The 14,690-nt window shown below is 64.3% G+C and carries 3 protein-coding genes; 2 read left to right on the top strand and 1 reads right to left on the bottom strand.

What is annotated here, in order from left to right; all coding sequences use genetic code 11:
* Positions 1 to 46: 46 nt before the first annotated feature.
* Positions 47 to 11,434, bottom strand: a complete 11,388-nt coding sequence (locus tag E1K68_RS11460) for an autotransporter-associated beta strand repeat-containing protein (RefSeq protein ID WP_212614113.1) — start codon at positions 11,432 to 11,434, stop codon at positions 47 to 49.
* Between the two features lie 412 nt (positions 11,435 to 11,846).
* Here E1K68_RS11460 and E1K68_RS11455 point away from each other — a divergent pair, with 412 nt between their 5' ends.
* Together E1K68_RS11455 and E1K68_RS11450 are read left to right on the top strand one after the other, a co-directional pair.
* Complete coding sequence (locus tag E1K68_RS11455; RefSeq protein WP_034133836.1) at positions 11,847 to 13,658, top strand: monovalent cation:proton antiporter-2 (CPA2) family protein; 1,812 nt, start codon at positions 11,847 to 11,849, stop codon at positions 13,656 to 13,658.
* Positions 13,659 to 13,730: 72 nt separating this feature from the next.
* Positions 13,731 to 14,285: a hypothetical protein gene (locus E1K68_RS11450; protein ID WP_212614112.1), complete on the top strand. Its 555-nt coding sequence runs from the start codon at positions 13,731 to 13,733 to the stop codon at positions 14,283 to 14,285.
* The last annotated feature ends 405 nt before the right edge of the window (positions 14,286 to 14,690 follow it).

The following is a 14,690-nucleotide window of genomic DNA, read 5'->3' as shown; positions in this document are numbered from 1 at the left end:
CAAAAAAAACCGCCCTTGCGGGCGGTTCAAGAAAACTCGGCCGTGATCAGAAACCGAGGGAGAAACTCACCGTCACCGCGTGGTCCTTGTCGTTGCGCGAGAGTTGGCCGGAATAGCCCAGGCCCAGTCTGCCGTTCTGGCTGATCTGGTAATCCAGGCCCGCTTCCACCACCGCACTGTCCTTGGCAATCGGCACACCCTGGGTGCTGAACGAGCCACCGCCATTGATAAAACTCAGGTCGGCGTCGGGCTTGGTGTCACCGAAGGCATGGCGCCAGCCGATGCTGCCCCGTGGGGTGATTTTCGAGCCGTTGCCCAGGGTGATGGTCTGGCCAATGCGCACGCCCAAGGTCGAGTAGGTGATGTCCTGGTCGGCATCGCCACGCAGGGCTGCCGAGCCGCCTTTTTCCTTGATCGTGTCGCTGTCGTAGTTGACGTAGGCCAGGCCGGCGAACGGTTCCAGGGCTACGGTAGGGGTTTGAATGGTGTAGCCGACTTCACCGAATACTTGCGCACTGCGTGCCTTGTAGTCGGCTTTGAGGCGTTGGCCCTCGCCGCCGACGGCCACGTTGCGTTTGCTTTCGACGTCATGCCAGCTGTACGCCACGCCCATGCGTGCGGCGAAGGCTTCTTGCTGGTAGGCGGTGTAGGCCATCAGGTGGTAGCTGTCCACATCGGCGCTGGAATTGCGGCGCTTGGCGTCCAGGTCGCTGCGGGTGTAGCCGGCGGCCACGCCCACGCGCCAGGCGTCGTCCACTTGCTTGTCGGTACCGAGCAGGAAGCCACTGAGGTTGCGGTCCAGCTTGGCGCTGTTGCTGTCACCGCCCATATGGCCCCAGGTGCCGAGCACGCGCATCCAACCGACCATCTCGCCGTGGCAACCGGCGCTGCTCAGGTGGTTCTCGCTGGGTGCCAGAGCATTGCGCGGGTCGTCCTCGCGGTAGCAACCGGGTTGGCGCAGGCGCTCGTTGACCGCGTCACGCACATAACGCGAATCTTCAAGCATGGCGCTGGCGGTGCTGGCGTGGATTTCGCCGGACAAGCTGTCGAAGGCCGCACGTGCCGCCGCTGCATTACCGTTAAGCAGTGCATTTTGCACCGCTGCGCCACCGACTGCGGTACCTGTGCCCAACGCCGCCGCCACGCCGCGTTGGTTACCGGTGGCCGCCACGCTGGCGTAGCTGACGTTGTTGCGGCTGACCGCCAGGGCCACTTGGGTTGGGCTGTAGTTCAACGCGGTCGTGAGGAACGCCAGGTTCTCCAGGTTGGTGGTGGCAAAGGTGCCGTTGACCGCGCCGGCTGTCAGCAGGGTGTAGGTGGTGGCGCCGGCATAGGGAGCCAGGTTGACCACATTCAAGGTACCGCCCAGGTTGGCGGTGCCGCCCACGGCCAGGGAGCCGGTGGTGGATGGGGTGATCACCAGGTTCAGCGCACCGGTGCTGGCGTTGGTGAAGTTGCCGGCCACGGTCAGCTTGCCACCGTCGGGCGTCACCGAGCCGTTGTTGACCAGCGAACCGACACTGCCGTTACCGGTCAGCCCCGCACCGTTGGCCACAGTGACTTGGCCGCCAAGCACCGCGCCTGGGTTGGCCGCGTTACCCACTTGCAACACGCCCTCTTCCACTGCCACGGTGCCGCTGAACGGCTGGTTGCCGGTCAGCAACAGCGCGCCTGCGCCTTGCTTGATCAGCGCACCCGTGCCGCTCAAGGTACCGCTGAACTGGCCATTGGTGCGTTGGGCGAACAACAACCGCGCGTTGTTGAGGATCCTGCCACGCAGGCTGGTGGTGGTGCCCGCCAGCGTACCGCCACTGACGGTGGTGCCGCCGGTGTAGGTATTGGCGCCAGTCAGCAGCAAGGTGCCCGCATCCAGCTTGTTGATGCCGCCGGTTCCCACCAGCGGTGCATCAATCTGAGCGGTCACGCCGGAATTGACCCGCACCGGCGCCAGGCTGCCATCCGCCGCATTGGTCGGGCTCAAGCTGCCGCCTGCGCCGGCGACCAGCGTGTAGCCGGCGTCCAGCACTTGCAGGCCAGTGAAGCCTTGGTTGCCGACCACGGTCACGGTGCCGCCCTGCCCGCCAAATACCGCGAACTGATTGGTGGACGCCTGCCCTTGGGTGCCGGTGGGGTCGGTCCAGTTGGTGCCTGGGCCCCAGGTACCGCTGCCGCCGCTGATGCTGCCATCAGGGTTGGTGGTGCCGCCGTTCCAGAACTGGATCTGCCCTGGGGTGGTTTGCACCACCAGGTTGAGCTGGTTGGCCAGCGCCGTTTGCAGGCTCAGGTTACCCAGTGCCACCGGCAAGGTGCCAAAGGTGAGGCCGTTATCGGTCAAGCTGCCGCCGTAGCGGAACAGTTGATACACGCCGACGCCGAAGCCGCCGGTATCGCTGACGTTGAGGGTGCCGTCCAGGGTCAGGTTGCCCGCCACGTTCACCGCTGTACTGGAGGCACCCGGCGCACCGAGGGCGAAGTCCAGGGTGGTGCCCGATGACAAGGCCAGCGAACCCACCGACAGCGGCGTCGCGGCACCGGCCTGGAGCACCGAGCCGTCAGCCATGTTCACCGCACCGCCCAGGGTACCGCTGCCGCCGAGGGTCGCGCCGCTAGCGACTTGCACCACGGCGCTATTCAAGGTGCCGTTGACCAGCAGGCTGCCGGTGTTGACGTTGGTGTTGCCAGTAAAGGTGTTGTTGCCGCTGAGCAGCAACGCGCCGGTACCGGTTTTGTTCAACACGCCGGTACCGGTGAGGTTGCCGGTGTAGGTGCCGTCGCTGGCTTGCTCAAAGGTCAACGCCGCGTTGTTGGCGATAGCGCCTTGCAGGCTGGTGGCGTTGCCCGTGGTGCTGCCGCCGTTGAGCGTGGTGCCGCCGCTGTAGGTGTTGGCAGCGGTCAGCAACAAGGCGCCGTTGCCATTTTTCATCAGGCTGCCGCTGCCGCTGACCACGCCGTTGAGGGCCAGGTCGTGGCTGCCGGCCAGGGTCAGCGGGCCACCGAGGTTGAGGGCATTGGCCAGTTGCAGGTCGGTGCCGCCATCCAGTTGCGCCGCGCCGCCCACCGTTAAAGCGCCACTGCCCAGGGCAGCATTATTGCCGAGGATCAATTGACCGGCGTTCAGGCCCGTGCCGCCGCTGTAGCTGTTGACGCCATTGAGCGTCAACGCTGCCGCACCGTTTTTCACCAGGCTGCCGCTGCCGCTGATAACCCCGTCGAGGGTCAGTGCGTTGCTGCCACCCGCCGCCAAGGCACCGTTGAGCACGGCCGCATTGGCCAGGCTGACCGCCGCGTTGCTGTCCAGGGTGGTGCCACCGGTCGCCGTCAGAGCGCCTGTGCCCAGGGCACTGTTATTGCCCACCACCAGGGTGCCGCCGTTCAGCGCGGTACCGCCGGTGTAGCCATTGCTGCCGTTGAGTACCAGGGTGCCGCTGTCGAGCTTGGCCAGGGTGCCGGCGCCGTTGAGGATCACGCCCAGGGTCGCGGTGGCGTTCGGGTCGACGCGCACCGCGGTGTTGCCGGTGCCGCCATTGACCAGGTTGAGCACCCCCGCCGTGCCGGCGCCCAGGGTGTAGCCGTCGGTGACGAACTGCATACCGGTGATGTTCTGCGTGCCGTCCACCGTCACGTTGCCTGCCTCGCCTTGGAACACCGCGAAGCTGTTGACCCAGCCCTGGTTGAGGGTGCCGTCGACATTGGTCCAGTTGGTATTGCCGGCGTTCCAGGTGCCGTTGCCGCCGTCAATCGCGCCGTTGCCGATCAGGCTGTTGCCATCCCAGAACTGCACGGTGGTGTTGGGCGCAGTCACCAGCAGGTTGACCTTGTTGGTGATCGCGGTCTGCACTTGCAGGTCGCCCGGCACCACGCTGCCTGGCAGTGTGCCCAGAACCAGGCCGTTATCGGTCAAGGCCCCGGTGTAGTTGATGAGGTTGTAGACGCCGCTGCCAAAGCCGCCGATATCGGTGACATTGAGGTTGCCGTCCAGGGTCAGATTGCCGCCGACATTCAGCAGGCCTGTGCCGCCACCCAGCACTGGGGTGCCGAGACCGACATCCAGGTTCGAGTTGCCGCCCAGCACCAACGAGCCCACCGACAACGTGCTGCCGGAGGCCAGGCCGATGTGCCCACCGTCGGCCACGGTCACCGCGCCGGCCAATGAACCGCTGCCGGCCAGGGTCGCGCCGCTGCTCACTGCCACCGTGCCGCTGGCCAGGGAACCGGTGACATTCAAGGTACCGCCGTTGACGTTGGCCGCACCGCTGATGGCGTTGGTACCGCTCAAGTTGAGCACCCCGCTGCCGTTTTTATCCAGGTTGCCGGCACCGTTCAGCGCGCCGCCAAAGCTGTTATCCAGGTTGCTGCCACCCACCGCCAGCGTGTTGCCGCCAGCCACCTGTACCACGCCGTCGCCGGCCAGGCTGTTGAGGTTGGCATTGCCACCCAGGTTGAGGCTGGCGCCGCTGCCGACAGTGACGCCGGAGGTGGTGCCCAGTGCACCATTACCCGTCGTGGTCACGCTGCCCGCCGCCACGGTCAGCGGGCCGCTGAAGCTGTTGTTGCCGGTCAGCAGCAGGTCCGCCGCGCCATTTTTGATCAGCGCCGCATTGCCAGCGAGCACACCGGCCAGGGTCAGGTTGTTGCTACCAGCGATAGTGAGGTCGCCATTGAGATTGACCGCATTGGCCAGCACCAGCGGCGTGCTGTTGGCCAGGGTCGCCGTACCGCCGACGGTCAACGCGCCCGAGCCCAGGGCTGTGGTGCTGCCGAGGGTCAGCGTGCCGGCACTGAGCGCCGTGCCGCCGCTGTAGGTGTTGGCGCCGTTGAGCGTCAGGTTGGCGCCACCGGCCTTGATCAACGAACCACTGCCGTCCACTACACCGTTGAGGCTCAGATCGTTGCTGCCGCCGACGGTGAGCGCGGCATTCAGGCTGGTGTTATTGGCCAGGGCCAACGCCGTGTTGGTGTCCAGGGTAGTTGCCCCATTGACCGCCAAGGCACCGCTGCCCAAGGCCGACGCATTGCCCAGGGTCAGGGAGCCGGCATTCAATTGCGTGCCGCCCAGGTAGGCGTTGGCGCCGTTGAGCGTGAGGTTGCCCGCGCCGGTTTTGGTCAGCCCACCGCTACCGCTGACCAGGCCGTTCAGGCTCAGGTCGGCGGTGCCCAGAATGCCCAGGTTGCCGGCCAGATTGACCGTGTTGGCCAGGGCGACCGCCGTGCTGCTGTCGAGGGTGGTGCCAGCGGCCGCGTTCAGAGCGCCACTGCCCAGGGCCGTGTTGGAGGCCAGGATCAGGCCGCCTGCGTTGAGTGCGGTTGGGCCGGCATAGGTGTTGTTGCCACTGAGGGTCAGGTTGGCGATGCCATTCTTGATCAGGCTGCCCGTGCCCGCCACGGTGCCGGCCAGGGTCAGGGCGTTGCTGCCGCCGAGGGTGAGGCTGCCGTTGACGTTGAGCGCATTGGCCAGACTGACCGCGGTGTTGCTGTCCAGGGTGGTGCCGTTGGCGGTGGTCAAGAGGCCGCTGCCCAGGGCACTGTTATTGCCGACCACCAGGGTGCCGCCATCCAGGGCGGTGCCGCCGGTGTAGCTGTTGGCACCGTTAAGCACCAGGGTACCGGTGTCGAGCTTGGCCAGAGTGCCGCCGCCGTTAAGCGCGACGCCCAGGGTGGCGGTGACGCCGGGATCGACACGTACGGCGGTGTTGCCACCCACACCATTGAACAGGGTCAAGGCGCCCGCTGCGCCGCCCGCCAGGGTGTAGCCATCCGTGACGAACTGCAAACCGGTGACGGCTTGCGCGCCGTCAACCGTGACGGTGCCTGCCGAGCCTTGGAACACGGCAAAGCTGTTCGGGGTCCAGGCGGTGTTGAATGCGCCGTTGACGCCGGTCCATTGGCTGCCGCCTGCACTCCAGGTGCCGCTGCCGCCTTCGATGGTGCCATTGCCCGTGGTTTGGCTGCCGTCCCAGAACTGCACGTTGGTGCTGCCGTTGACCAGCAGGTTGATCTGGTTGCCGATCGCGGTTTGCAGGTCCAGGTCGCTGGCCGGGATGTTCACCGGCAGGCTGCCCAGCAGCAGGCCGTTGTTGGTCAGGCCGCCGGTGTAGTCGATCAGGCGGTAGATACCCGCACCGAAGCCGCCGATATCGGTGACGTTGAGGGTGCCGTCCAGGGTCAGGTTGCCGTTGACCTGCACCAGCGCGGTGCCGCCCGTCGCGGGCGCGCCGAGGCCCGCATCCAGGTTGGAGTTGGCATTGAGCAGCAGCGAACCGGTGGTCAGGGTCGCGCCGGAATTGACGGCCAGGTGGCCGCCGTCGGCGATGCTCACGTTGCCCAACAAAGTACCGGTACCACCGAGGGTGGCACCACTGCCCACCGCCACGTTGGCGCTGGCCAGGGAACCATTGACGAGCAAGCTGCCGGCGTTGACCTGGGCGTCCCCGGTCACCACGCTGAGGCCACCGAGGGTCAAGGCGCCTGTGCCGTCTTTGGCCAGGTCGCCGAGGCCTGCCACGATGCCGTCGAAGGTGCTGTCCAGATTATTGTTGCCGACGCTCAAGGTGCTGCCGGCGCCTACGGTGGCAATACCGGTACCCGTGAGGGCGCCCAGGCTGGCGCTGCCGCCCAGGTTCAAGGAGGTACCGCTCGCCAGGTTGACCCCGGCGCCGACACCCAGTGCTCCGTTGCCCAGCGTGGTGAGGCTGCCTGATTGCACATCGAACAGGCCGTTGAAGGTGTTAGTACCGGTGAGGCTCACATCCGCCGTGCCGGTTTTGACCAGGCTGCCGCTGCCGGCCAGCACGCCGGCCAGGGTCAGGTTGTTGTTGAGACCGCCCACGGTCAGCCCAGCGTTGAGGTTGACCGCATTGGCCAATACCAGCGGTGTGCTGTTGGCCAGAGTAGCTGCACCGTTTACGTTCAAGGCGCCGGTACCCAGGGCTGCTGCCGTGCCCAGGGTCAGCGTGCCGGCGTTGAGGCTGGTGCCGCCTTGGAAGGTGTTGACGCCATTGAGGGTCAGGTTGGCCGCGCCGTCTTTGCTCAGGCCAGCCGTGCCGGTGACCAGGCCACCCAGGGTCAGGTCGTTGCTGCCGGTGACGGCGAGGTTGGCGTCAAGCACGACGCCATTGCCCACACTCAGCGCTGCCGAGTTATCCAGGGTCGCCGCGCCGCCAACGGTGAGGTTGCCCAGGCCAAGGGCGGTGGCGCTGCCCAAGGTCAGCGTACCGGCGTTCAGGGTGGTGCCACCCAGGTAGGCGTTGGCGCCGCTGAGGATCAGATTGGCCGTGCCCTCCTTGGTCAGGCTGCCTGCACCGTTGATTGCGCCGCCGAGGGTCAGGTCAGCGGTGCCGCCGATGCCCAGGTTGCCCGCCAGATTGATCGCGTTGGTAGTGGTGACCGCCGTGCTCGCGTCCAAGGTGGTACCGCCTGCGGCATTCAACACGCCCGCGCCCAGCGCCGTATTGCGGGCCAGGATCAGCCCGCCTGCGTTCAAGGCCACAGGGCCCAGGAAGGTATTGGTGCCGCCGAGTGTCAGGCCTGCCGTGCCATTCTTGACCAGGCCACCGGTGCCGCTGATGGCGCCATTGAGCGCCAATGCGTTGCTGCCGCCGACCGTCAGGCTGCCGTTGAGTACCGCATCATTGCCCAGGGTTACAGAGGCGTTGCTGTCCAGGGTGGTGCCCGCCGCAGCGGTCAGCGTGCCAGTGCCCAGCGCGGTGTTGCTGCCGACCACCACCGTACCGCCATTGAGCAAGGTGCCGCCGGTGTAGCTGTTGGCGCCATTGAGCACCAGCGTGCCGGTATCGAGTTTGTTCAGCACGCCCGCGCCGGTGATATCGACGCCGAGGGTGGCAGTCGCCAGTGGGTCGACGCGCACGGCGAAGTTGCCGCTGCCGGTGCTCAACTGCCCACCGGTGCCATTGACCAGGCTGTAGCCATCGGTGACGAATTGCAGACCGGTGATGGTTTGTACGCCATCCACGCTGACAGTGCCCGCAGCACCTTGGAACACCGCAAAGCCACCGCCCCAGGTCTGGTTGGAAAGGCCGTCGGCCGAGGTCCAGTTGGTGCCCCCCGCTGTCCAGGTGCCGCTGCCACCGTCAACAGTGCCGTTGGCAAGGGTGTTGCTGCCGTCCCAGAAACGAATATTCGGCGCCGCTACCAACAGGTTGACCTGGCTGCCCACTGAGGTCTGTACCAGCAGATCACCCAGGCCATAACCCAGCGGCACCGTGTTGACGTTCAATGCACCGGTCAAGCCGCCGGTGTAGTTGATCAAGCGATACACGCCAGCGCCAAAGCCACCGGCATCGCTCACATTGAGGTCGCCGGCCAGATTCACGTTGCCGCCGACATTCATCAGCGAAGTCAGCGACGGTGCGCCAAGCGCCACATCCAGACTGGCCCCGGCACTCATGTTCAGGCCGCCAGCCGACAAGGTCGTGCCACTGCCCAGCGCCAGGTGCCCGCCGCTATTGATATTCGCCGTACCCAATAGCGAGCCACTGCCGGTGAGGGTGCCGCCGCTATTCACGTTGACCAACGCGCTGCCCAGAGAACCATCGACATCCAGGGTACCCGCGTTGATCGCCGTGTTACCGGTGATGCCATTGATTCCGTTGAGCGTGAGGGTGCCGGTGCCGACCTTGATCAAGCCGCCAGCGCCGCTGAGATCACCGTCAAAGGTACTGCTGGTGCTGACGCCACCCACAGTGAGGTTCAAACCGCCGCCGACTGCCACGCCACCCGCACCGCTGAGGCCTGCCAGGCTGGAATCGACGCCCAGGTTCAGCGCAGCGCCAGCGCTGACATCAACGCCGGAGGTGCTGCCCAATGCACCGGTGCTGCCGGTGGTGACGCTGCCGGAGACAATATTCAATGGCCCGGTAAAAGTGTTGCTGCCGCTCAAGGTCAGGTCAGCCAAGCCATTTTTGATCAGCGCACTGGCGCCGCTGATCACGCCGCTGAGGTTCAGGTCATTGTTACCCGCCAGCGTCAGGTCGCCATTCAAGGCAATCCCGTTGCCCAGGGTGAAGGTCGCGCTGGTATCCAGGGTTGCCGCACCGCCGACCGTCAAGGGGCCTGCGCCCAATGCGCCTGCCGTGCCCAAGGTCAACGTACCGGCGTTGAGGCTGGTGCCACCGGTGAAAGTGTTGGTGCCGTTAAGGGTCAGGTTGGCCAGGCCATCCTTGATCAGCGCACCCGCACCGCTGACCACACCGCCCAGGGTCAGCCCATTGGCGCCGCCGACGGTCAACCCGGCGTTGAGGACAATGTTATTGCCCAGCGCCACCGCCGAGGTGCTGTCCAGGGTAGCGGCGCCGCCGACGGTCAAGTTGCCCAGGCCAAGCGCCGTGTTGCTGCCGACGGTCAGGCTGCCCGCATTCAGCGTGGTGCCGCCCAGGAAGTTATTGCTGCCGCTGAGTGTCAGGCCAGCCGTGCCGTTTTTGGTCAGGCTGCCTGCACCGTTGACCGTGCCGCCCAGGGTCAGGTTGGCGCTGCCGCCGATTCCAAGGTTACCGGCCAGGTTGACCGCGTTAGTCAGCGTGGCAGTGGTGCTGGCGTCCAGGGTCGTGCCTGCGGCTGCATTCAACGTACCCGCACCCAAGGCACCGGTAGCGCCAATCACCAGCTTGCCGCTGTTGAGTGCCGTGTTGCCCAGGTAAGTGTTCGCTTGATTGAGGATCAGATCCGCCGGGCCGTTCTTGATCAACCCGCCAAGGCCCGCCACCACGCCGCCAAGGGTCAGCGCGTTGCTGCCGCCAAGGGTCAGGTTACCGCCCAGGTTGAGGTTATTGCCCAGGCTCACTGCTGCACTGGCATCCAACGTGGTACCCGCCGAGGCGTTCAACACACTGGTGCCGAGCGCAGTATTGGAGCCAACCACCAGCGAACCGGCGTTGAGGGCCGTGGCGCCGGTGTAAGTATTGTTGCCCGTAAGCGCCAGGCTCGATACGCCCTCCTTGATCAACCCGGAACCGCCGCTGACAACCCCGCCAAGGGTCAGCGGGTTCACGCCATCTACGGTCAGATTGGCGTTCAAGGTAATCGCATTGCTGGTGGTCAGCGCAGCATTGCTCTGCAACGTACCCGCACCCGCGACGGTCAAGGCACCGGAGCCTAGCGCTGCGGCATTGCCCAATGTGAGCGTGCCGGCATTCAAGGTGGTGCCGCCCTGAAAGGTGTTGGCGCCGCTAAGGATCAACTCGCCGGTACCGGCTTTGTTCAGGCCAGCAGTGCCCGAGATCAGGCCACTCAAAGTCAGCCCGGTAGCAGCCCCCTGCACCGTCAGGCCACCGGTTCCGAGGGTCATCAGGTTAGCCAGCGTCAAGCCGTTGCCGGTGGCCTCGATAGCGCCGCCGTTAGACGTGAGCACACCGCTGCCAAATGTCGCGTTGTTATTGAATTGCGCCACACCGCCATTGAGCGTAGTGCTGCCGCTGACCAACGGCCCCTGCAACGTCCAGGTGCCACTGTTGATGGCCAGGTTGTTGAAGTTGACATAGTTGGCGCTGGAAGCAGTGCCGGTGCCTGTACTGCCACCACCGACACCCGTCGTGTTTTCAAGAATCAGCGAGTTGCTGCCGCCTGCGCCGCCGTCCACCTGGCCGGTGGGCGCAAAGGTGAGGTTTACGCCGAGCAGGTTGCCCAGGCTTACCTCGACGCCGCCGCCACTGGTCACTTGCGACCCCGTGACAGCGGTAAAGGTGTTGGAACTGGCGACCCCCATCGACACGCCACCAGAGATAGTGCCAGTGTTGCGGAAGGTGTTCCCCGCAGTAGAGCTCTCGAAAGCCACGCGCCCGGTCAGGGTACCGTTGTTAGTCATATTGACCTGCCCGCCGCCCTGCACCGCCACCACTGGGGTGTTGGAGGGGAGCAGCGCCAGGTTGAGCAAGGACGAAGAGCCAATGGTGCCGTTGTTGACGATCGTGGTGATGCCGCCTACACCGTTGGTGGCGTTCAGCGCCATGCCGTCCAAGGAGGCCAGGTCCACCCCAAGCACCGCGCCGGTGCCACGAATAGTGCCAGTGACGGCGTTGGTGATGTTCAACACGCTGGCTGTCGTATTACCAATCACCACACCACCGCTCAGGAGAGTTACCAACCCGAGTAACGCGGGGTCAATCGTGCCGGCGTTGTTCAACGTCGTGTTGTTACCCGTCAGGGTCAGTGCTTTACCGCCCAACGTCGCATTGAGCTGCGCCCCCGCGTTGACGTTGACCGTCAGGCTGTTGACTGCACTGCTGAAGGTATTGAGAAACAGCGGCAATGTCGGCACACCCGTACAGGTCACCGTCGCTCCAGCGGTGGGACTCGCCGGGCTACAGGCGGCGAACACATCCGGGCTCGCCAGCCCCATCACCAGCCCGGCCACGCCCAGGCGGATCGCAAGAGAAAGCGCAGAAATACGAGGTAAAGCGGCAGTCGCAAGTCTTCTATCCACGTTCTACTCCTTGTGGTCCAAGCCTTTCATCCGTGACTGCGTGCACGCCTTGTTTCAACGATCCACACGCATCGAATTCGAAACACCTGACCGTGGTGACTACTGATCCAGTTTTTCGAAACGTTAGTAGACCTGCGCGAAAGCCATTGAATTAAATGGTATTAATACTTTCGTAAAACCTGCGTAAAAATGGGATGAGAGCCAACATCCATTGACTGTCGCGACAAAAATACAAGTTTCCAAATGTGAAAAAGCGCTCTAATAGGGCCCTATCCTCCCCCACCGTAGGCGCGAGCTTGCTCGCGAAAATCCTCAACGATGACGCGACAAACCGGATATAACGCGGTGCCCTTGCGTTTTTCGCAAGCAAGCTCGCTCCTACCGTTGATCGATGCAAATGCTGGAGTTCGTAATGCCCCATGAAGGCAACCTGTTACAAGCAGCCGTGGTGTTCCTGTTCGCCGCGGTGCTCACCGTGCCCCTGGCCAAGCGCCTGCAATTGGGCGCGGTGCTGGGCTATCTGTTTGCCGGTGTGATCATCGGCCCATCGGTACTTGGCCTGATCGGCAACCCGCAAAGCGTGGCGCAGTTTTCTGAACTGGGCGTGGTGCTGTTGCTGTTCATCATCGGCCTGGAGCTGTCGCCCAAACGTTTATGGGTGATGCGCAAGGCGGTGTTCGGCGTCGGCCTGGCCCAGGTACTGCTCACTGGCGTGGTGATGGGCGCGGTCGCGCTGTGGCTGTTTGGCCAGTCGTGGAACAGCGCCATCGTGCTGGGCCTGGGTCTGGCACTATCCTCCACGGCGTTTGGCCTGCAAAGCCTGGCCGAACGCAAGGAGCTCAACCAACCCCACGGGCGCCTGGCCTTTGCCATCCTGTTGTTCCAGGACATCGCCGCCATCCCGCTGATCGCCATGGTGCCGTTGCTGGCCGGCAGCGATCATCCGACCACCGAGGCCCAAGGCCTGCAACATGTGCTGCAGATCCTCGGCAGCATCGCGGTGGTGATCATCGGCGGGCGCTACCTGTTGCGCCCGGTGTTTCGCATTGTCGCCAAGACCGGCCTGCGCGAAGTGTCCACCGCCACCGCGCTGCTGGTGGTGATCGGCACCGCCTGGCTGATGGAATTGGTGGGCGTGTCCATGGCCCTGGGCGCCTTCCTCGCCGGCCTGCTGCTGGCGGATTCGGAATACCGCCACGAACTGGAATCCCAGATCGAGCCGTTCAAGGGCCTGCTGCTGGGGCTGTTTTTCATCAGCGTAGGCATGGGCGCCAACCTCAGCCTGCTGCTCAGCACACCGCTGGTGGTGATCGGCCTGACTCTGCTGCTGATCGGTTTGAAACTGCCGCTGCTGTACGCCGTCGGGCGAATGGTGGGCGACCTCAATCGCGAAAGCGCTTTACGCCTGGGCGTGGTGCTGGCGGCGGGGGGTGAATTTGCCTTTGTGGTGTTCAAGATCGGCCGCGACCAGGGCCTGTTCGAACCGCAGCTGTACGACGTGCTGGTGCTCACCATCACCCTGTCCATGGCCGTGACCCCGCTGCTGTTGCTGGTGTGCCCGAAGCTGTTCAAGCCCAAGGCCAAGCCGGTGGAAGTGCCCGAGGAATACCGCGCCATCGAAAGCGATGCGCCCCGCGTGGTCATCGCCGGCATGGGCCGCATGGGCCAGATCGTGGCGCGCATCCTGCGCGCCCAGAACATCTCGTTCATCGCCCTCGACACCTCGGTGGAAACCATCGAGCTGACCCGCAGTTTCGGTGGCATGCCGGTGTTCTACGGCGACCCCCAGCGCCCGGAAATCCTCCACGCGGCCAAAGTCGATCAGGCGGAATTTTTCGTGATCGCCATGGACGACCCGGAGATCAACATCAAGACCGCCGAGTTGGTGCGCAACCTCTACCCGCACATGAAGATCATCGCCCGTGCGCGCAACCGCCAGCACGTACACCGCTTGGTGGACCTGGACGCTTCACCGGTGCGCGAAACCTTCTACTCCAGCCTGGAAATGAGCCGCCGTACCCTGGTCGGCCTCGGTTTGAGCCAGGCCCAGGCCGATGCGCGCATCAACCGCTTCAAGACCCACGACCAGCAGGTACTCGCCGCCCAACACGCGGTGTACGACGACGCGGCCAAGGTCATGCAAACCGCCCAGGAAGCCCGTGCGGAGCTGGCGCGCTTGTTTGAAATGGACAGGCTTGAGGAAGAATCTTCCGACAAAGTGTGACGGGGCCGATGAACGAGATTGCGAATTTTCTGACAGAATACGCCGCAATTTCGTTCATCCCCGGAGTGCTTCATGGCCACGTTCACCAAGACCGCAATGCTGCTGGCCCTCGCGCTCACCGCCAGCAGCGTGTTCGCTGCTGCCAAGCCCACCACCAAGACCATCTCCACCTTGGGTGGCAAGTTCACCTTCAAACTGCCCAAGGCCTACAGCGCCGACACCCTGCCCTCCGGCACGGCGCAAGACGGCACCGCCGACACCCAAGGCACCCTGTACGCCAACTCAACGACGAAAAGTGTGGTGATCGTCGCCGAAACCGTGCGCAACGATGGGACAAAGATCCAGGATAACGACCCGCAGTTCCTCGACGGCGCCGTGGCCGATTTCGTCAAGGACCAGAGTGCTGCCCTGCCCGACTTCAAGAAACTGGGCGAGAAGAAACTCACCTACAAGGGCCTGGGCCTGCGCCAAGTGGACAGCAGCGCTACCCAAGGTGGTGGCAAGACGCTGAACTCCACTTTCCTGGGTGGTTCGGGCAACCATTTGCTGGTGATCCAGGCGATTTCCCGGGCGGATGATGTGAAGGGGCATGCACAGTTGGTGAAGCAGATTACAGGCGGCAAATAACCCACCTCTTCCAGCCAACACAAAACCCACGTGGGAGCGGGCTTGCCTGCGATGGCCATAGGTATCTACACAACTTTATAGGCTGTAGCAACCGACGGTAACCACGATGCGAAGCGAGTCGCTCTTGATCTTGATCTTGATCTTGATCTTGATCTGCTTTTGATCTCAAGCGCCCCGTTAAACCACGCTGGCCGGAATTCGACAGGGATTTGGGGGGTAAACCGGCAGGGATGCCGGCGGATTACGGGCACACCGAGCCTAGGCGAGGTGCCGAGTGGTGGGGCAAGAGCGTTTTGCTTACTTTGGCCTGGGCCGGCATCCCGGCTTTTGCAAAGTGAGCCGCCGTCAGGGCGGAACCCTAAGTGGCCGTTACCGCAGGAATGGATATGTACACGGTCCAACTGT

The sequence above is a fragment of the Pseudomonas sp. B2021 genome, assembly GCF_018135665.1.
In the GTDB taxonomy this organism is placed as follows: Bacteria; Pseudomonadota; Gammaproteobacteria; order Pseudomonadales; family Pseudomonadaceae; genus Aquipseudomonas; species Aquipseudomonas lactis.
The sequence above is the reverse complement of the archived record's forward strand: the minus strand, read 5'-3'. Positions and strand labels throughout refer to the sequence as shown.

Bases quoted from the DNA above. Each gene is read 5' to 3' on its own strand.
- E1K68_RS11450 (WP_212614112.1), top strand. From the start codon at position 13,731: ATGGCCACGTTCACCAAGACCGCAATGCTGCTGGCCCTCGCGCTCACC.
- E1K68_RS11455 (WP_034133836.1), top strand. From the start codon at position 11,847: ATGCCCCATGAAGGCAACCTGTTACAAGCAGCCGTGGTGTTCCTGTTC.